Consider the following 18894-nt stretch of genomic DNA (forward strand, 5'->3'; position numbering starts at 1 on the left):
CTAGTACTGGGTGTTGCCTGCGTCGACGGTCATGCTGAGCGCGGTGACGTACCGCGCTTCGTCGGACGCGAGGAACAGCACGGCGTTGCTCTGGTCCACCGGCTGCGTGGTCTCGATCGGCAGGCTGTTCGCGAGCATTCCGCCGAGGTTGGGGTGCGCGGCGAGCAGCTCGCCGAACGCGGCCGTCCCGTCGCCGCCGCCCATCGGGGTCTCCACGCCCGTCGGGTGCAGGGTGTTGACCCGGATGTGGTGCTCGGCCAGTTCGTGCGCAAACGCCTTACCGAGGCCGGTGACGCCGAACTTGCTGGCGACGTACGGCGTCAGGAACGGCAGTCCCTTGAGGCCGGCGGCGGAGCTGGTCATGATGACCGAGCCGCCCCCGTTGGCGATCAGGTGCGGCGCGGCGAGCTGCACGGTGTTCCAGGTGCCGGTCAGGTTCACGTCGAGCGTGTCCTGCCAGACCTCGGGGGTGATCTGGTCCCAGCCGCCGACGATGCAGATGCCCGCGTTCGCGACGACGATGTCGAGCTTGCCGAGCTCGGCCACGCCGCTGTCGATCGCTGACTTCAACGCGTCGCGGTCGCGGGTGTCGACCTGCGTGGCGATGATGCGCCGGTCGAGGGCTTCGACGAGCTTGACCGTCTCCGCGAGGTCGTCCGGCGTACTCGCCGCGTACGGAACTCCGCGGACCGGCGCGCACAGGTCCACGGCAATGATGTCGGCGCCCTCTTCGGCGAGCCGGATCGCATGGCTACGACCCTGTCCGCGCGCGGCACCGGTGATGAACGCGACTTTTCCTTCGACACGCCCCATCGCGCGCCTCCTCTATCTGTATTGCGTATTTCGGTGGGGAATCACTGCGCGGTAATCGATGTCACGCGCAGTGCTGAGGCGCGGGGCTTCTGCCCCGCGGGTAACGGTGGGCCTGTGTGGATCGACGCCGTGCGGGGCGCCATCGTGGGCGGAGGCCCAGCCGCCGGCCGCGCCACGCGGTTCGCGGGCGCCGCGAACGGTGCATCCGTGGGGGCGGGCGCGGTGGTACCCACCCCGCCCGCCGTCCTCCCGGACACGCGCAGGGCGATCGAGTGGGCGGCTTGGCGGGCTTCTCGGATGGCTTCCAGGGCGGTGCGGGGGGCTACGCAGTCGCCGGCTCGGGGGCCTTCGATGTCGGCGAAGGTGTCGTCGGGGAGGCGGTGGCCGCAGTCGACGATTGCGGCGCAGGCGAGTGTGCGGCGGGTGCCGGTCCAGACGTGTTCGAGTTCCACAGCGCCGGCGTGCAGGGCGTGGACGCGGGTGCGGAGTTCGCGTCGCACGCCGAGCGCCTCGAGCCGGAAATTCACCTCCGCGAGCTCGGGTGTGCGCGCACCGAGCACCGGATCGGGCGTCACGACGCGCACGTCCCGCCCATCCTGCGCGAGCAGCTCAGCAACCCCGACCCCGACCGGCCCCCCGATCGGGTCGTTCACAACCACGGGCCCGTCGGGCAACTCGGCAGTCCCCGCCAACACGGCCAAGACGTCCGCCACCACAGGCCCCACCCCACGTCCAACCGGCACGGAGCCAGCCGGCGCGAGTTGTGGAGCTGGCGCCGCGAGGGAGGAATCCGCCGGACCGGGCCCATTCCGGCGCGTCCCGGAGCGCTCGAACGGGACCGCTTCGGCGGCGGCTCGCCCAGCGGCGGCTCGCCCGACGGCGGCTCGCCAGGCGGCGGCGCGGTCGGGGGTCAGGGAGCGGGAGCCGGTCGCCAGGACAACAGGGCGATCGGCTACCTCGGCAGGAGTCACCTCGGTGTTCAGGCAGATGCGCACACCGAGCGCCCGACACTCGGCTTCCTGCCAGTCGGCCAACGCAGCAAGCCGCTCCCGACCAGGCCCGGTCGCCGCGACACGAAGCGCACCACCTAGCATCCCGGAACGCTCGACCAGCCGCACCCGATGCCCCTGTAACGCCAGCACCCGCGCAGCTTCGAGCCCAGCAGGCCCTCCACCCACCACAAGAACCTCGTCCCGCACGCCAACGGGCGCGTCGGGGGCGGGGTCCAGAAGTTCGTGGCCGGAGCGGGGCTCCACCACGCAGCTCACGATCGGGTTGCGCACGTCACGCACCTGACACGCCTGGTTGCAGAGCAGACACGGCCGAACCCGCGACGCAGACCCCGCCCGCACGAGCGCAACGAGCCGCGGCTCGGCGATCTGCGCGCGCGTCATCTCGACGAGGTCCGCGACCCCGGCGTCCAACGCCTCCTGCGCCATAGCGGCCGAAACAACGCTTCCCTGCAACACCACCGGCACCCGCCCGGCAGCGGCGGAACGCATCGCCCGGCACAGCTCCCGATTGAATCCGGGCTCGGTCCGAGCCGTGGGCCGGTACCGCGTCGACGAGTAATGCCCACCCCGCACCACGGTCAGCAGATCGACGCTGCCGGACACCTCATCCACGATCCCCGCGGCCAGATCAGGCGTGATCCCCGCCCACGGAGCGTCCTCATCACAGGAAAGACGCAGGGCAAGCACCCGATCCGGGCCGACTGCGGCCCGGACCGAGGCGATCAGGTCCCGCAGGAAGCGGGAACGGTCCACGCCGTAGACGTCGGACCGGAGATTCGTCAGTCCGGAGAGGAACTGACGCACCAGCGAGTACGTGCCGGCATTGATCTCGACACCGTCGAGCCCGGCAGTCACCGCCGACGCAGCCGCCGAAGCGAACCCGTCGATCACCGACGAGATCTCCGACGACGAAAGAACCGCCGGCATCTCCCTCGTCACGACGTCCGCGACCGCCGACGGCCCCCACAGCACCGACTGCGAGTACGCACTGGACCCCTGCAGCCCGGCGTGCCCGAGCCCGGCCAGCACCACGGTGCCGTACGGCCGGCACGCCGCTGCGATCGCGGCCCACCCCGAAGAGCACGCCGAGGCCAGCGGCGCCCGCTCGTACGGCCAGTCGTCGGGCGTCACCGACGCGATCTCGGTGACCAGAACGCCCGCGCCACCGGCAGCCCGGGCCGCGTAGTACGCACCCGCGCGATCGCCCAGCTCCCGGCCCCGAGCCAGGTTGGTCTCGTGCGGACCGAACACGACTCGGGACGGGGCCAGGACACCGGCGATCGGCACCGCTTCGGTGAGCAGCGCGCCGATCGCCGGGTTTCTCATGACGTCAGCAGCCGCAGGCGCCGGAAGCGCAACCGGAGCCCGCCGAGGACGGACCGATCAACGAGAAGCCCGACAGTGGGCTTTCGTCGCACGCCTTGTCTGGCGGACGCGTGGTCAGGGTCAGAGCCACCGGCCCCGACTTACGCGGCGCCCGCTCGGTGCGGTGCGAGTGATCCAGCGACGGCTTCGGAGCCGACCCCGCCACCACCCCGGCCAGCGCGGACTCCCCGTACCCCTGCACACACTCGGGGTCCGGCCCGTCCAGCGGCAGCCCGGTGAAGAACTTCGCCGCCATGCAACCGCCCTGGCAGGCGTCGTAGTGCTGGCAGGACTGACACGCGCCACCGGTTTGCGGCTGACGCAGCTCCTGGAACAGTTCCGATTCGCGCCACACCCCCTGGAAGCCCCCGGCATCCCGCACCGACCCCGCGAGGAAGTTCTCGTGGATCGCGAACGGGCACGCGTAGACGTCACCGACCGGGTCGATCAGGCACACCACCCGTCCCGCGCCGCACAGGTTCAGGCCCGGCAGCGAGTCGCCGAACGCGGCGAGGTGGAAGAACGAGTCGCCGGTGAGGACGTCCTCGCCGTGCGCGACCAGCCAGTCGTACAGCTCCTTCTGCTGGTGCGGCAGGAGGTGCAGCTCGTCCCAGACGTCGGCGCCGCGACCGGACGGACGCAGCCGGGTGAGCCTCAGCTGGGCGCCGTACTTGTCGGCGATCGCCTTGAACTCGTCGAGCTGCCCGATGTTCTGCCGGGTGCAGACCACGGAGAGCTTGAAGCCGCGGAAACCGGCGTCGGACAGGTTCTGCATCGCCCGCATCGCGGTCGCGTACGAACCGGGCCCGCGGACGTGGTCGTTGACCTCGGCCGTCGCGCCGTCCAGCGAGATCTGCACGTCGACGTAGTCGCTCGCCGCGAGCCGCTCAGCGACGTCGGGGGTGATCTTCACGCCGTTGGTGGAGAACTTCACCCCGACCTTGTGCTCGGTCGCGTAGTCGACGAGCTCCCAGAAATCGGAGCGGACAGTGGGCTCGCCACCGCCGATGTTCACGTAGAAGACCTGCATCCGCTCGAGCTCGTCGATGACGGCCTTGGCTTCCGCGGTCGTCAGCTCGCGTGGGTCACGCCGCCCGGAGCTGGACAGGCAGTGCACGCACGACAGGTTGCAGGCGTACGTCAGTTCCCAGGTCAGGCAGATCGGTGCGTCGAGGCCGAGCTTGAAGTGGTCGATCAGCCGCGTGGCTGTCGGTGCCGTCACGAGGACGCCTCCGTCCGTTCGGTGATCATGTCGGTCGAGGCGAGCGTCGCCAGCGCACGGGCGAGGCGTCGCTGCTGCGCCACGTCGGCCCCGGTCGCCGCAACGGCGGCGCGGGCGGACGGGTGATCCGACAGCGAGGTGACCACGGAGAGCAGCGTCGGGTCCTTGAGGAAGGACAACCGGCGGGTGCCGAAGTGGTACAGCAAGGCTCCGAACGGCTCCGGCCGGACCGCGACCGAGGGGTGGACCCCCCAGGCGCGGTCCAGGTCGAAGCTCGTCAGAACCGCGGGACTTTCCGGTACCGCGGTCATGGGCTCAGTAGACGCCGCACATACCGTCGATGGAAACGTCCTCGACCAGCAGGTCTTCCTCGACCAGGTCGATCTCTACGGTCTCGGCGGCGGCCGTGTTCTCCGAAGTCTCGACAGGCATGAAAAGCTCCTTTGCGCTGATGGGGAGCTCGCCGTGTGAACAGCGGGCATCATCTCCGGAACAGGCGTAACACTAATGACACCGGATGCAGAAAGGAAGAGCGGATGCCGAAAGAGCCCGTTCCAGCAGTGCGGATGGGCCGCCCGCCGGCCACGTCCCACGATGAATTGGAGCGGATCGGGCTGGAGCTGTTCACCACGCGGGGCTTCGAAGAGACGACGATCGACGAGATCGCCGGTGCCGCAGGAATCAGCCGTCGTACGTTCTTTCGTTACTATACTTCCAAAAATGACCTTGTCTGGGGCGATTTCGACGCGGAATTGTCCCGGCTGCGGGAACGGCTCGCCGCCACGCCGTCGAGCGTCCCGATGATGGCGGCGCTCCGCGAAGCGGTGGTCGCGTTCAACCGTGTCGACGCCGATCATGTCGCGCTGCATCGTCGAAGGATGGCGCTGATCCTGGGCGTGCCGAGTTTGTTCGCGCATTCCACGCTGCGGTTCACCGGCTGGCGGGACGTCATCGCGGAGTTCGTCGGTGCGCGGGTCGGGCGGGCGAGCACCGAACTGCTCCCCCAGCTCGTCGCGCATGCCGCGCTCGGCTGCGCGATCGCCGCGTATACCGACTGGCTGCAGCACGAGGGCACCGACCTCGAGCCCCTTCTCGACGAGGCGATCGCCGAACTCTCGGTCGGCTTCACCGGCCACGAATCCCCCAGCGTCCCCACCGCTCGCCCCCCGGCCGACGCCCGATGACCGACCGCGAGTTGGCGCCTGCCGGGATCAGGGTGCAGCTCGATGAGGCGCTTCGGATCAGTCCGGACGGGCGGACTCTGCTCGGGGGGTCGCCCGGGCGGTTGTTGCGGGTGGCTGCGGCGGCGGTGCCGATCATCCGCGCGTGGGACGGTGGCGCGCCCGTCGGGAGCGCCGGCTCACACCGCAAGCTCGCCCGCCGACTGCTCGACGCGGGCATGGCCCACCCCGCCTGGGACCCGTCCGCGAAGGTCGACGACGTCACTGTCGTCGTCCCGACCTACGCCCGTCCGGTGGAGCTGGCCCGCTGCCTGGAGGCGGTCCGCCGGACCGCCCCCGAGGCGTCCGTCCTCGTGGTCGACGACGGGTCGCCGGCCGACGCGGGCATCGCCGGCGTCGTCACCCGCTTCGGTGCGCGGCTCGTCGCCCACGCGACCAACCGTGGCCCGTCCGCCGCGCGCAACACCGGCCTGGCCGCTGTCGAAACGCCGTTCGCTGCGCTCGTCGACTCCGATGTGGTGGTTCCGGACGGCTGGCTGCATGCCCTTCGTCCCTTTTTCGACGACGAGAAAGCCGCGGCGGTCGCGCCCCGGGTCGTCGGGCACGGAGAGGGCACCGGGTGGCTCGGGGAGTACGAGGCCGCGCACTCGCCGCTCGACATGGGAACGTCGCCGGGGTTGGTGCGGGCCGGCGCGCTCGTGCCGTACGTCCCGACCGCGACGCTCCTCGTTCGGCTCGCGGCCGTTCGCGCGATCGGCGGCGAGTTCGACGTCGACCTACCCATCGGTGAGGACGTCGATTTCGAGTGGAAGCTCGTCGACGCGGGGTGGAACGTGCACTACGTCCCCGGCGTGACGATCGGGCACGAGCACCGGACCCGATTGCGTCCGTTCATCGCGCGGCGGCGGCTCTATGCCCGCTCGATCGGGCTGCTCGAGCGGCGGCACCCGGGCGCGCTCCCGGCCGCCCGGGTGAGCCCGGCGCTAGCGGCTGCTGTCGTGCTCGCGTCGGCCCGGCGGCCCGTGGCGGCCGCTGCAGCGGCCGCGCTGGGCACAGGGCTGGTGGCCCGGCAGCTCCGGCCCGTCGTGCCGGATCCGATCCCCGAGGCAGCCCGCCTGGTCGCGAAGGGCCTCCCCGTCACCGCGATGGGCCTGGCCCGCGCGATCGGCCGCGTCTGGTGGCCGGTCGCCCTACCCGCCGCCCTCGCCGTCCCGCGCCTCCGCGCCCCACTCGCCGCGGCCCTGGTGACCCCGATCCTCACCGACTGGTGGCAGGCGGGCCGCCGCCCACGCCTCGATCGCTACCTGGCGGCCCGCCTCCTCGACGACGTGGTCAGCACAGCGGGCACCTGGGAGGGGTCGTTGCGGGCCGGTACCCCCGGCCCACTCCTCCCCGCCGGCACCCGCCGCCGCTAAACCCCCCACACCTCCTCCGCCACCTCCACGATCAGGCGGAGTTTCGCCCACTGCTCCTCGCGCGTCAGCGCGTTTCCCTCCACCGTGGACGAGAACCCGCACTGCGGCGACAGACACACCTGATCGAGGTCGACGTACTTCGACGCCTCCTCCAGACGACGCTTCAGAACGTCCTTCGTCTCCAACGCCCCCCGCTTGGTCGTCACCAAACCGAGCACCACCTGCTTGCCCGGCGGCACGAACCGCAGCGGCGCGAAGTCCCCCGACCGCTCGTCGTCGTACTCCAGGAAGAAGCCGTCGACGTCCAACGACGAGAACAACGCCTCGGCGACGAAGTCGTACCCACCCTCCGCGGCCCACGACGACCGGAAGTTCCCCCGGCACATGTGCGTCGTCACGGCCAGCCCGGACGGACGCCCCGCGAGCGCCGTGTTGATCTGCGCGATGTACCGCTCGTGCTGGTGCTCGGCGTCACCACCCTGAGACGCCATGAACTCGCGCTGCGCCGGGTCGTTGAGGTACGCCAGGCTCGTGTCGTCGAGCTGCAAGTACGTGCAGCCGAGGTCGGCGATCGCGCGAACCTGCGCGGCGTAGGCCGCGGAGAGGTCGGCCCAGAACTCGTCCAGATCGGGGTAGACCGCCGAGTCGATCGCGGCCCGCCCACCCCGGTAATGCACCATGCTCGGCGACGGAATAGTCAGCTTCGGCGTCGCCGTCTTCGTCGTGTCCTTCAGGAACGAGAACGCGTCCGCGAAGATCGGCGACGGCAGCGTCACCTTCCCGTCGACCCGTAACGCCGCGGACGTGAACTCGATCCCGCCCTCCGCGTTGCGGAACTGCACGGTCAGCTGCTCGTCGGCCCGGTGGATCCCGCCGAGCTGGTAGATGAAGTCCATGTGCCAGGACGTGCGCCGGAACTCCCCGTCGGTCGCGCTGCGCAGACCGACGTCCTCCTGCTCGCGGACGACGGTGCGAATCGCGTCGTCCTCGACCTGACGCAGCTCCTCGGCGGGGAGGCGCCCGGCGGCGAACTCGGCGCGGGCACCGAGCAACTGCGGCGGACGCAGCAGGCTCCCCACATGATCGGCGCGGAACGGCGGACGAACTCGTGCGGACATCGCTTCGGTCCCCTTCGTCGCGGACGGCTCCCCACCATGGTGCCTAGCGGGGCGCTCCAATGTTCACCAACCACGGAATACCGAACTTGTCGTTGAAGGCGCCGAACTCGTCGCCCCACATCTGCTTCTCCAGCGGGGTGTGCACCGCGCCACCGGCCGACAGCTTCTCGAAGAGGCCGCGGAGCTCGTCCGCGTCGTCGCCGCTGAGGCTGATCGTGAAGTTGTCGCCCGGGTTGTGGTCCATGCCGGGCGGGGTGTCGGAGCCCATCAGCGTCCACCCCTGCGGCGTCTCGAGCTGACCGTGCATGACCTGGTCGGCGATCTCCGGGTCGTCGCTACCGACCTGGGAGAACGTCATCAGCTGCAGTTCGCCGCCGAGGACGCTCCGGTAGAACTCCATCGCCTCGCGGGCGTTGCCTCTGAAGTGCAGATATGGGTTGAGTCTCGAAGTCATGCGGACAGCATAGTGACCGGGGTCACACGCGGACAGCCGCCGCGGCAGCCGACAATTCGTCCCCGTACGCGCGGTCCAGCGGGTAGTCCAGGTGCCACCGCACCGGCGGGTACGCCACCTCGTGCACGGTGGGGAAGAACTGCACCGGGTCACGCAGCGGCTCGTGCCGCTCGACCGGATCGATCGGGCCGCCGATCGGGTCGGTCAGCCGCCACAGGTTCCGCCACCACGGGAGGCGGCGAGCCAGTTGCTCGAGCTGCACACCGGAGAAGTACGCCGGGAAGAAGCGACCGTAGAGGCGCTGCAGGGGCGAGCCGTGGGTGAGCAGCGCGACCCGCGACGCCTGGGACTCCGGCAGCTTCAGCAGCGTCGCCGCCGCCAGCACACTGCCCTGCGAATGCCCCGAGACCACCACCCCGTGCCCCTGCTCGGTCAGCTGCGTGATGCGCGCGACCAACTCCGGCACGCACCGCTCCCCGTAACACGGCGGCGCGAGCGGATGCGCGGCCCGTGGCCAGAACGTGCCGAGGTCCCAGAGAACGCCGACGACCTTGCGCAGCGCCTCGTTCCGGTACGCCTGCCAGACCAGCGTCACCAGACCGACAGCGGTGACACCCACCACCCAGGACCCCACGTTGTAGAGCAACGTGACGACCCCGGAGTGGGCGGTGTACGTCGCCGGGGTCGGCGGCGTGGCCCAGCTGGTCAGCGTCGTCACGACCCCGTAGGCGCCCAGCAGGACGAGCGGCGCGATGAGGAGCGCCAGGGAGCGCCCCGCGCTCTCGGTGAGGGTCGCGATCTCACGCATGCGCACGATCTTCTTCGCCTGCCCGCGGGCCCGGCTCGACACCTCCGCCACCGGACCGCTGTCCGGAGTGGAAGGGCCGGTCGGCACCGCGTCGTACTCGGTGAGCACCGCAGACCAACCCCGGCGAACCCGCAGCGTCAGCCGCACCACCAGGAACAGCACCAGCAGCACGATCAGGACGATCTCCATCCCGAACGCCACCGCCGCCCACGACACGACCGCCGGCGGCCGGGCCAGCATCTCCGTGGTGCCCTCCACGTGCCCGAGCCAGTCCGACACCCGCGTCAGCACCGCCGCCGAGTACGCGATGCCGAAGAACAGCGCGAGCGCCGCGAACACGGGCGCGATGAACCCGCGCAGCATCTGCCCGCTGCTGCCCCGCCCGATCAGGGTGACCGCCACGAGCGACACGAGCAGCAGCACCAGCTGACCGGCCACCCACAGCATCAGCAGCGTGCCGTAGCCGGGGAGCCGGTGCCCGGGGCCGGGCCAGTCGTGCGGCGCGAGCACGTACACCACAGACGCGACCAGCACGCCGAAAGCCGCCAACCGCAGGAGCGACAGTCCCGGGATCCCGCGGGTGCTGCCCTGCGCCGCGGTCGCTCCGACCACCAACGCCAGAACGCCGATGATGACGCCCATCAAGACGCGGCCGGCCAGGTCACCGTCAACCGACACGGCCGGCACCGTGAGCATCAGCGCGACGGTCACCACCCCGAGCGACACGTGCAAGGTGCGTAACCGCCCGACCTGGTACTCGCCTTCCCAGAACCCCGGCTCGGACAGTCCCCCGTCGCCCTCGGCGACGTCGACCCGGAACCGCACGCTCTCGTACGCCACCCAGCTGCGCCGCGCCAGAAACCACAGCAGACCGAGCAGCGCCAGCGGCACCAGCGCGGTGAGCGCGAGCCGACGCCCGGCGGGGTTGGCCCAGGAGCCCGGCGCGGCCAGGAACTCCAACACCGACCAGTGGCTGCCGCACTCGGGGCGCGCGGCGCACTGCCAACCGATGAGGTCCATGCCGACGCCACCCGCGGCCAGCAGGAACGTGCCGGTGAGCGATAAGGCGAGCAGACGCGACACGGCGTCGTGCGTCGCCCTGCCGAACCTGAACGCCCGCCCGGGCGGACCGATCGGACGCATCCAGGCGCCTGCGTTGACCAACGTGAACGGGAGCAGGATCAGCCACGCGGCCCGGCTCGCGGACGCCGACGTCAGCCCGCTCCAGCAGTAGGCCTCCTGCACGAGCTCCGAGCGAACCTCGGCACTGCGCGCGCCGGGGACGTCGGCGCCGGTGCCCAGCAGCGCGTCGTCCGGTGCGACGCCCGGCGGCGGGCTCTTGTGCCGGTAGAAGCCGACCGTCGCGTCACCGGAGACCCGGGACGGCGACGGGTCGTCGAGCTGCTCCGTCGGCGTCGCACCACCGACACCGTGCACCATCAACTCGACGACTGTCGGCACTGGAACCCCCGGACGCTCCGATTCGGACGGGGCCCACCCTAGAGGGCACGACCGACAGTCCTAGTACCGGAACCTTCCGACGAGGGCTCGCAGGTCGGCCGACATCGCGTTGAGCCGCTCGGCGGCGGCCCGCGCCTCGCCGGCGTTGCCGCTCGTGCGCTGGGTGGCGTCGGCGACACCGGAGATGTTCGCGGCGATCTGCGAGGAGCTCATCGCAGCCTCGCTGATGCTGCGGTTCATCTCGTTGGTCGTGGCGGTCTGCTCCTCGACCGCCGAGGCGATCGTCATCTGGTAGTCGTTGATCTGCGCGATGATCCCGGAAATCTGCTCGATCGCCGCCACCGCGGAATCCGTGTCGGCCTGGATCGCCTCGACCCGCTTGGAGATGTTCTCGGTCGCCTGAGCCGTCTCCTGCGCCAGGTCCTTCACCTCGTTCGCGACAACAGCGAACCCCTTACCCGCCTCGCCCGCGCGGGCCGCCTCGATCGTCGCGTTCAACGCCAGCAGGTTCGTCTGCTCCGCGATCGACGTGATGACCTTGACCACGTTGCCGATCTCCGTCGACGACTCGCCGAGCTTCGCCACCGTGGCGTTCGTCGCCGCGGCCGCCGACACCGCCTGCGACGCGACGCCCGCCGCGTCGTTGGCCGACTGCGAGATCTCCCGGATCGCGGCGCCCATCTCCTCACTACCAGCGGCGACGGTCTGCACGTTGCGGGAGACCTCCTCCGACGCCTCGGACACGACACCGGCCTGGCTGGACGCGTCCTGCGCGGTGCTCGCGATCTGCTGGCTGACGCTCGACAGTTCGTCGGCGCTGCCGGACAGCGTCTCGGCGCTGCGGGCCAGCGCGCTGATCGCCTGCCGGACGCCCTCCTGGGCGCGGCCGAGCGAGTCGGCCATCTGGCCGACCTCGTCCTTCGAGTTGACGTGGGCGCCCTGGGTGAGGTCACCGGCCGCCATCGCGTCCAGCACGCCGGACACCCGGCGCAGCGGCGACACGATCAACTGCGTGATGACGACGCTGAGCGCACCGGCGATCAGCAGCCCGATGACGAGCAGCGAGATCACGGTGATCCGGGCGCTGCGGTACGCGTCAGCGGCCTTGTCCGCGGTCTGCTTGGCCAGGTTCGCGTCGTACGCCTCGAGCGAGTCCAGCAGGTCGGCGGCAGCGCCGGTGAGATCCGCGGACTTGCCGGTGAGCGCGACGTTGAACGCGACGTTGTTGTTCGAACGGCTCAGCGGCAGCAGGGTGGCGTCCCGGTAGTCCTGCCACGCCTTCCAGGCCACTTTGAACTCGTTCCAGGTGGCCCGGTCCTCGGGTCCGGCCTTCTCGTACTCCGCTTCCCACTTGGCGAGCTCGGCGTCGCTCTCCTGGATCTTGGTTTCCCACTCGCCCATCGTCTTGGCGTCCAGGGCACTCGCATGCCCGTTGACGAGCATGCGAGTCTTCAGCTCTTCCTGGTGCACCCGGCCGAGCGCGATCATCGAGATCACGTTCTCGTCGTAGAGGTGCTGCGAGTCCTTGTTCGTCTCCGCCAGCGAACGGATACCGACGATGCCGACCGCGATGGCGACGACGGCGAGCACGCCCAGCGCGAGAACCAGCTTCACTTTGACCGGCCGGTCGGCCAGCCACCGCATGAGAGGGTTACGCCGCGCTGCCACGCCCGAACCGGCGGCCTCGTAACTCGCCATGCGGATCCTCTCCACCCCTGGTACACCCCGGAAGCACCCGGAATGCACCCACTATCGGGTAGAAGAGGCAGAATCTGAGGAACTCAGAATCCTCGCGCGAGGCGGTAGTACGCCTGGTTCCACCGCAGCTCGTTCGCGAGGCGGCGCGGGTTGGTGTCCGCGTCGATCACGACCAGCTCGGTCGACACCATCTCGGCGAGGTCGGTCAACTCCTCGACGCCCACCACGGACGAGAGCACGGTGTGGTGCGGACCGCCGGCGGTCAGCCAGGACTCGGCGGACGTCGCCAGATCGGGCGCCGGCTTCCACACCGCACGGGCGACCGGCAGCTTCGGCAGCGGCTCGCTCGGCGCGACGACCTCGATCTCGTTCGCGACCAGCCGGAACCGCTCCCCCAGGTCGGCCATGCCGATGACGACAGCGGGGCCGGGGGCGGCGTCGAACACCATCCGCACCGGGTCCTCGCGTCCGCCGATGCCGAGCGGATGGATCTCGATGCGCGGCGTCCCGACCGCGATGCTCGGGCACACCTCGAGCATGTGCGCGCCGAGGATCCGCTCGGACCCGGGCGTCAGGTCGTAGGTGTAGTCCTCCATGAACGACGTGCCGCCGGGGGCCATCGCCTTGAGCGTCCGCAGCAGGACCGAGGTCTTCCAGTCGCCCTCGCCGCCGAAGCCGTAACCGTCACCCATCAGGCGCTGCACCGCGAGGCCGGGCAGCTGACGCAGGCCGCCGAGGTCCTCGAAGTTGGTCGTGAACGCGCGGAAGCCACCCGCCTCGAGGAAGGACCGGAGGCCGAGCTCGATCCGGGCGCCGTAGCGCAGCGACTCGTGGCGGTCGCCGCCCGCGCGCAGCTCCGGGACGACCTCGTAGCGCTCCTCGTACTCGGCGACGAGCTTGTCGACCTCGGCGTCGGAGGTCGCGTCGACGACCTCGACCAGGTCGTTGACGCCGTACGTGTTCACCGAGACGCCGAACTTGAGCTGCGCCTCGACCTTGTCACCCTCGGTCACCGCCACATCGCGCATGTTGTCGCCGAAGCGCGCCAGGCGCAGCGTCCGCATCTCGGAGTAGCCCAGCGCGGCCCGCGCCCAAGCGGCCACGCGCTTGCCGACGCGCGGGTCGCTGACGTGCCCCGCGACGGTCTTGCGCGCGACGCCGAGCCGGGACTGGATGAAGCCGAACTCGCGGTCGCCGTGGGCGGCCTGGTTCAGGTTCATGAAGTCCATGTCGATCTCGGCCCACGGCAGCGCGACGTTGGCCTGCGTGTGCAGGTGCAGCAGCGGCTTGCGCAGCGCGTCGAGCCCGGCGATCCACATCTTGGCCGGTGAGAACGTGTGCATCCACGCCACGAGACCGACGACGTCGGGGTTGGCGTCGGCCTCCTGGCAGATGCGGAGGATCGCGGCCGAGTCGGTCAGCACCGGCTTCCAGACCACCGACACTCCCAGATCGCCGTCTCCGAGCTGGTCGGCGATCCGCCGTGACTGCTCGGCGACCTGGTCCAGCGTCTCCGGTCCGTACAGCCCCTGGCTGCCGGTGAGGAACCAGATCTCGCCCATGCGACGTACCTCCTACGACGTTGTGAACGTTCACATACTGCGCCGCGCCAGCGTGAGCCGGTGCGGCGGGGGCCTACGTGGGTTCGCGGCGGGTGACGATCCGCTGCAGGAGGATGAACGCGAAGAGCAGGCCGGCGATGAAGATGCGGGTCCACCACGAGCTCAGCGTTCCCTGAAACGTAATCATCGTCTGGATCAGGCCGAGCACCAGGACACCGAGCACGGTGCCGGCCAGGAAGCCCGATCCTCCGCTCAGCAGCGTTCCGCCGATCACGACCGCGGCGATCGCGTCGAGCTCCATGCCCTGCGCGGTCAGGCTGAAGCCCGCAGGCGTCTCGAAGCTGTAGAGGACGCCACCGAGCGCCGCGCACAGGCCGGACAGCGTGTAGACGCCGATCCGGGTGCGGGCCACCGGCAGCCCCATCAGCGCGGCCGACTGCGCGTTGCCGCCGATCGCGTACGTGTTGCGTCCGAAGCGGGTGTAGGCCAGCGCCAACGCGGCGACGATCGCCAGCACGATCGCGATCAGCGCGCTCGGGGAGAGCCGGAACCCGCCGAAGTGGATGCGCTCGGTGGCCGTCGACCAGAAGTCGTTCTCGATCCGGATCGACTTCGTCGTGATCAGGTGCGCGAGCCCGCGGGCGGTGAACAGGCCGGCCAGCGTCGCGATGAACGGCTGGATCTCGAAGTAGTGGATGATCGCGCCCTGCGCGAGCCCGAACAACGCCCCCACGACCAGCACGATCACGATGACGGCGAACGGGTTCCAGCCGGCGCGCAGCAGCGCCGCCGCGATCACGGTGCCGAGCGCGAGCACCGCCCCGACCGACAGGTCGATCCCGCCGGACAGGATCACGAACGTCATCCCGACCGCGACCGTCAGCAGGTGCGCGTTGTCGATGAAGACGTTCAGCAGCACCTGGGTGTCGCTGAAGCCCTCGTAGTTCGCGATCCCGATGCCGTACATCAGGCCGAACAGCACGAGGGTGGCCAGCACCGGCACGTACCGGGAGTTGACGCCGTACCGCTTGGCGCGCGCGACCTTCGGCCGCTCCAGCGGGGGCTCAGTGATCACACTCGTCATGCCGCCACCTCCGCGAGGGCAGGCTTGCGTCGGAACCGCCCGAACACCTTGGAACGGAACACCGGGGACTGGGCGAGGCAGAGAACGACGACGACGACTGCCTTGAACAACAGCGTGACGTTGTTCGGGATGCCGGTCGTGTAGATCGTGACGTTGAGCGCCTGGATCAGCACCGCACCGAGCACGCTGCCCGCGATCGAGAACCGGCCACCGGTCAACGCGGTGCCGCCGATCACGACCGCCAGGATGGCGTCCAACTCGATCAGGTTGCCGGCGTTGTTGCCGTCGGCGCTGGAGATGTTCGAGCTGTAGATCAGCCCGGCGACTCCGGCGCAGAAACCCGAGAACACGTACGCGATGAGCGTCAGCCGTCGGGCCTGGATGCCGGCGAGCCGGCTCGCGGTGGGACTGCTGCCGACCGACTCGATCAGCATGCCGAGCGCGGTGCGGCGGGTGAACACCACAGCGAGGGCGACGACGGCTGCGGCGATGATCACCGCGACCGGGATCGTCAACGCGTAGCCAGCGCCGATCGTGCGGTACGGGTCGGAGCGGACGTTGATGATCTGCCCGTCGGTGATCAGCTGCGCGACGCCGCGCCCGCCGACCAGCAGGATGAGCGTCGCAATGATGGGCTGGATGCCGACGACGGCGACCAGCACACCGTTCCAGAGCCCGAGCACCAGGCCGAGCACGATCGCGAGCCCGACCGCCAGCAGCACCCCACCGACGCTGTTCTGGTCGGTCAGTTCGCTGACGCGCAGGCAGGCGAACGCGCCGACGATCGCGATGACCGAGCCGACCGACAGGTCGATACCGGCGGTGGCGATCACCATCGTCATGCCGAGCGCCACCAGCACCAGCGGCGTGCTGCCGCGCAGGATGTCGATCAGCGATCCGTAGAGGTGGCCGTCCTGGAGCCGGACGTTGAAGAAGTCCGAGCTGAAGAAGAGATTGCTCACCAGCAGGAGTACCAGCGCCAAGGCCGGCCAGAACAGCCGATGTTTCAACACGTTGCTCATTCGGCCACTCCGCTCGCGATCGTGGCGAGGATCCGGTCGACGTCCACGTCGTCGGTGTTGTCGAGCTGTTCGACCAGCCGCCGGTCGCGGAGCACCGCGATCTTGTGCGAGAGCCGTAACACCTCCTCGAGTTCGGCGCTGATGAACAGCACCGCCATGCCGTCGCCGGAGAGCTGCGCGAGCAGGCGCTGGATCTCGGCTTTCGCGCCGACGTCGATGCCGCGGGTGGGCTCGTCGACGATCAGCAGCTTCGGTTCGGTGATCAGCCAGCGGGCGAGCAGCACCTTCTGCTGGTTGCCACCGGAGAGGTTGCGGACCTGGGCATCCGGGTTGGTCGGCCGGATGTCGAGCGCGGTGATGTACTTCTCGACCAGCTCGTCCTGGCGTCCGCGCGGGATCGGCCGCGACCAGCCGCGGGCGGCCTGCATCGCGAGGATGATGTTCTCCCGTACGGTCAGCTCGCCGACGACACCCTCGGTGCGGCGGTTCTCCGAGCTGAACGCGACGCCCTGCTCCATCGCCGTGCGGGGGCCGCGCATCGTCACCGGCTTGCCGTTGAACGCGAACGTACCCTGGTCGGCCTTGTCGGCACCGAACAGCAGGCGCGCCAGCTCGGTTCGGCCGGAACCGAGCAGCCCGGCCAGCCCGACGACCTCGCCCTGGTGGATCGTGAGCGAGAACGGCTCGATCGCACCGGTGCGGCTGACGTCGGTGGCGGCGACCACCGGCTCGCCCTGTTCCAGGGCGGCGGTCGAGGGCTTCGGCTGCTCCTCGAGCTTCTCCAGCGCGGCCAGCTCCTTGCCGATCATCGCGCTGACGAGCTGCGACTGCGGGAGCTCCGCGACCTGGTACTCGCCGACTCGCCGGCCGTTGCGGAGCACGGTCATCCGGTCGGCGATCTCGTAGACCTGGTCGAGGAAGTGCGACACGAAGACGATCGCGAGCCCCTCGTCCTTGAGCCTGCGCATCACCCGGAAGAGCTGCTCGACCTCGGAAGCGTCCAGGCTGGACGTCGGCTCGTCGAGGATCAGCACCTTCGCGGAGATGTCGACAGCTCGCGCGATCGCCACCATCTGCTGGATCGCGATCGAGTAGCTGCCCAGCAGCGCGGTGACGTCGAGGTCGAGCTCGAGCCCGCGCAAGAGTTCGGCCGATCGACGGCGCATCGTCCGCCACTGGATCGCGCCGAGGCGGCGCGGCTCGCGGCCGATGAAGATGTTCTCGGCGACCGACAGGTTCGGTACCAGGTTGACTTCCTGGTAGACGGTGCTGATCCCGGCCTTCTGCGCCTGCAGCGGGCCGGAGAACCGGACGTCCTCGCCGTTCAACCGGATCGACCCGGCGTCGATGTCGTAGACGCCGGTGAGCACCTTGATCAGCGTCGACTTGCCGGCCCCGTTCTCCCCCATCAACGCGTGGACCTCGCCCGGGAACAGGCGGAAGTCCACGTCGGCGAGTGCGACGACGCCGGGGAACGTCTTACCCACGCCGGCCATCTCCAGGATGGGCTCGGAATCCCCCATCACCACTCCGTTCCACGCAAAGACCCCGGGCGGGCCGCGGTGCGGCCCACCCGGGTCGGGTGACTCAGTACTTGCGCTCGGGCAAAGCGGCCTTGGCCTGCTCCTGGGTGAAGGTCGTCTCCTCCGTGAGGATCCGCTTCTCGACCTTCTTCCCGTCGACGACCTGCTTGACCAGGTCCATCAGCTGCGGGCCGAGGAGCGGACTGCACTCGACGATGAAATTGATCTTGCCCTCGGACAGGGCCGTCATCCCGTCCTTCACCGCGTCGACGGTGATGATCTTGACGTCGACACCCGGCTTCTTACCGGCGGCCTCGAGCGCCTCGATCGCGCCGAGCCCCATGTCGTCGTTGTGGGCGTAGAGCACGTTGGCCTCGGGGTGCGCCTTGAACAGCGCCTCCGCGACCTCCTTGCCCTTGGCGCGGGTGAACTCGCCGTCCTGCGACGCGACGACCTTGATCTTCGGGTCGGCCTTGATCGCGTCGGCGAAGCCCGACTTGCGGTCGTTGGCCGGTGCGGCACCGGTGGTGCCTTCGAGCTGGATGACGTTGACCGGACCCTTGGCGGCCTTCGAGTCCTCGACCAGCCACTCGCCGGCCTTCTTGCCCTCGAGCACGAAGTCCGAGCCGATGAACGTCTCGTAGAGCGACGTGTCCTTCGAGCTGACCGCCCGGTCGGTGAGGATGACCGGGATCTCGGCGTCCTTGGCCTCCTTCAGCACCTGGTCCCAGCCGTCTTCGACCACCGGCGAGAACGCGATGACGTCGACCTTCTGGGCGATGTAGCTGCGGATCGCCTTGATCTGGTTCTCCTGCTTCTGCTGAGCATCGGAGAACTTGAGATCGATTCCGGCGGTCTTCGCCGACTCCTGGATCGACTTGGTGTTCGCCGTCCGCCAGCCGCTCTCCGCGCCGACCTGGGCGAATCCCAGCGTGATCTTGCCGTCGTCGTTGCCGCTACCGCTCCCGCTGTCGCCACCGCAGCCGGCCAGGCCGGCGGCGACGAGTAACCCGGCGGCGATGGCCGCGGAGACTCTCCTGATCACTTCGTCCTCCCGTGTCGTGCGAGTCCGTGTCATGCAAATACTCGTCATGTGACCGCTAACACCCCTTGTGACCGCTCACAAAATCGGTCACTGGGGTGGACTTCGGACAG

16 protein-coding genes are annotated in these 18894 nt (G+C 69.7%); 2 read left to right on the plus strand and 14 right to left on the minus strand.

Annotated features, from left to right (window positions below; translation table 11 throughout):
• From ACGFY5_RS36315 to mftA, 5 genes are read right to left on the minus strand one after another with little or no spacing between them, the layout of a single operon-like run.
• Positions 1 to 813, minus strand: a complete 813-nt coding sequence (locus ACGFY5_RS36315; RefSeq protein WP_392727586.1) for a mycofactocin-coupled SDR family oxidoreductase — start codon at positions 811 to 813, stop codon at positions 1 to 3.
• A 41-nt stretch (positions 814 to 854) separates the two neighbouring features.
• The gene (locus ACGFY5_RS36320; protein ID WP_392727588.1) at positions 855 to 3152 is read right to left on the minus strand and encodes a mycofactocin system FadH/OYE family oxidoreductase 1; all 2298 of its coding nucleotides are present in this window, start codon (positions 3150 to 3152) and stop codon (positions 855 to 857) included.
• Positions 3153 to 3156: 4 nt separating this feature from the next.
• Entirely contained in the window at positions 3157 to 4413 is a 1257-nt protein-coding gene (gene mftC, locus ACGFY5_RS36325) for a mycofactocin radical SAM maturase (protein ID WP_392727592.1), read from the minus strand.
• A complete protein-coding gene (gene mftB / locus ACGFY5_RS36330) occupies positions 4410 to 4724 on the minus strand; it encodes a mycofactocin biosynthesis chaperone MftB (protein WP_392727595.1) in 315 nt (104 codons plus the stop codon). Before mftB ends, mftC begins: the two co-directional genes overlap by 4 nt.
• A gap of 4 nt (positions 4725 to 4728) precedes the next feature.
• Positions 4729 to 4845, minus strand: coding sequence for a mycofactocin precursor MftA (mftA, locus tag ACGFY5_RS36335; protein WP_392727597.1), 117 nt, complete (start codon positions 4843 to 4845; stop codon positions 4729 to 4731).
• A gap of 35 nt (positions 4846 to 4880) precedes the next feature.
• On the opposite strand from mftA, the gene mftR reads away from it, so the two are divergent.
• Both mftR and mftF read left to right on the plus strand, forming a co-directional pair.
• Positions 4881 to 5597: a mycofactocin system transcriptional regulator gene (gene mftR, locus ACGFY5_RS36340; RefSeq protein WP_392727600.1), complete on the plus strand. Its 717-nt coding sequence runs from the start codon at positions 4881 to 4883 to the stop codon at positions 5595 to 5597.
• Positions 5594 to 7009, plus strand: coding sequence for a mycofactocin biosynthesis glycosyltransferase MftF (gene mftF / locus ACGFY5_RS36345; protein WP_392727602.1), 1416 nt, complete (start codon positions 5594 to 5596; stop codon positions 7007 to 7009). The genes mftR and mftF overlap by 4 nt, the downstream gene beginning before the upstream one ends.
• Here mftF and ACGFY5_RS36350 read toward each other — a convergent pair.
• The 9 genes from ACGFY5_RS36350 to ACGFY5_RS36390 all read right to left on the minus strand — a co-directional run bounded on the left by ACGFY5_RS36350 (position 7006) and on the right by ACGFY5_RS36390 (position 18784).
• Positions 7006 to 8127: a 5-methyltetrahydropteroyltriglutamate--homocysteine S-methyltransferase gene (locus ACGFY5_RS36350; RefSeq protein WP_392727605.1), complete on the minus strand. Its 1122-nt coding sequence runs from the start codon at positions 8125 to 8127 to the stop codon at positions 7006 to 7008. The genes mftF and ACGFY5_RS36350 overlap by 4 nt on opposite strands.
• A gap of 43 nt (positions 8128 to 8170) precedes the next feature.
• Positions 8171 to 8581 carry a VOC family protein gene (locus ACGFY5_RS36355; RefSeq protein ID WP_392727607.1) on the minus strand — a complete coding sequence of 137 codons (411 nt, stop codon included), beginning with the start codon at positions 8579 to 8581 and terminating at the stop codon, positions 8171 to 8173.
• 22 nt (positions 8582 to 8603) lie between these two features.
• A complete protein-coding gene (locus ACGFY5_RS36360; protein ID WP_392727609.1) occupies positions 8604 to 10850 on the minus strand; it encodes a hypothetical protein in 2247 nt (748 codons plus the stop codon).
• Positions 10851 to 10910: 60 nt separating this feature from the next.
• Complete coding sequence (locus tag ACGFY5_RS36365) at positions 10911 to 12548, minus strand: methyl-accepting chemotaxis protein (protein WP_392727611.1); 1638 nt, start codon at positions 12546 to 12548, stop codon at positions 10911 to 10913.
• 83 nt (positions 12549 to 12631) lie between these two features.
• Positions 12632 to 14110: an L-arabinose isomerase gene (araA, locus tag ACGFY5_RS36370; RefSeq protein WP_392727614.1), complete on the minus strand. Its 1479-nt coding sequence runs from the start codon at positions 14108 to 14110 to the stop codon at positions 12632 to 12634.
• Between the two features lie 73 nt (positions 14111 to 14183).
• Positions 14184 to 15194 (minus strand): galactofuranose ABC transporter, permease protein YjfF, encoded by a 1011-nt coding sequence (yjfF, locus tag ACGFY5_RS36375; protein ID WP_392727617.1) that lies wholly within the window; start codon positions 15192 to 15194, stop codon positions 14184 to 14186.
• Entirely contained in the window at positions 15191 to 16216 is a 1026-nt protein-coding gene (locus ACGFY5_RS36380; protein ID WP_392727620.1) for an ABC transporter permease, read from the minus strand. The genes yjfF and ACGFY5_RS36380 overlap by 4 nt, the downstream gene beginning before the upstream one ends.
• Positions 16213 to 17739: a sugar ABC transporter ATP-binding protein gene (locus ACGFY5_RS36385; RefSeq protein WP_392727622.1), complete on the minus strand. Its 1527-nt coding sequence runs from the start codon at positions 17737 to 17739 to the stop codon at positions 16213 to 16215. Before ACGFY5_RS36385 ends, ACGFY5_RS36380 begins: the two co-directional genes overlap by 4 nt.
• A gap of 64 nt (positions 17740 to 17803) precedes the next feature.
• Positions 17804 to 18784, minus strand: coding sequence for an ABC transporter substrate-binding protein (locus tag ACGFY5_RS36390; RefSeq protein WP_392727624.1), 981 nt, complete (start codon positions 18782 to 18784; stop codon positions 17804 to 17806).
• Between the last annotated feature and the right edge of the window lie 110 nt (positions 18785 to 18894).

It is taken from the genome of Cryptosporangium sp. NPDC048952 (assembly GCF_043197895.1).
GTDB lineage: Bacteria > Actinomycetota > Actinomycetes > Mycobacteriales > Cryptosporangiaceae > Cryptosporangium.

Bases quoted from the DNA above. Each gene is read 5' to 3' on its own strand.
- ACGFY5_RS36350 (WP_392727605.1), bottom strand. From the start codon at position 8,127: ATGTCCGCACGAGTTCGTCCGCCGTTCCGCGCCGATCATGTGGGGAGC.
- yjfF (WP_392727617.1), bottom strand. From the start codon at position 15,194: ATGACGAGTGTGATCACTGAGCCCCCGCTGGAGCGGCCGAAGGTCGCG.
- ACGFY5_RS36385 (WP_392727622.1), bottom strand. From the start codon at position 17,739: ATGGGGGATTCCGAGCCCATCCTGGAGATGGCCGGCGTGGGTAAGACG.
- mftA (WP_392727597.1), bottom strand. From the start codon at position 4,845: ATGCCTGTCGAGACTTCGGAGAACACGGCCGCCGCCGAGACCGTAGAG.
- mftB (WP_392727595.1), bottom strand. From the start codon at position 4,724: ATGACCGCGGTACCGGAAAGTCCCGCGGTTCTGACGAGCTTCGACCTG.
- ACGFY5_RS36380 (WP_392727620.1), bottom strand. From the start codon at position 16,216: ATGAGCAACGTGTTGAAACATCGGCTGTTCTGGCCGGCCTTGGCGCTG.
- ACGFY5_RS36355 (WP_392727607.1), bottom strand. From the start codon at position 8,581: ATGACTTCGAGACTCAACCCATATCTGCACTTCAGAGGCAACGCCCGC.
- mftF (WP_392727602.1), top strand. From the start codon at position 5,594: ATGACCGACCGCGAGTTGGCGCCTGCCGGGATCAGGGTGCAGCTCGAT.
- araA (WP_392727614.1), bottom strand. From the start codon at position 14,110: ATGGGCGAGATCTGGTTCCTCACCGGCAGCCAGGGGCTGTACGGACCG.
- ACGFY5_RS36320 (WP_392727588.1), bottom strand. From the start codon at position 3,152: ATGAGAAACCCGGCGATCGGCGCGCTGCTCACCGAAGCGGTGCCGATC.
- ACGFY5_RS36365 (WP_392727611.1), bottom strand. From the start codon at position 12,548: ATGGCGAGTTACGAGGCCGCCGGTTCGGGCGTGGCAGCGCGGCGTAAC.
- ACGFY5_RS36315 (WP_392727586.1), bottom strand. From the start codon at position 813: ATGGGGCGTGTCGAAGGAAAAGTCGCGTTCATCACCGGTGCCGCGCGC.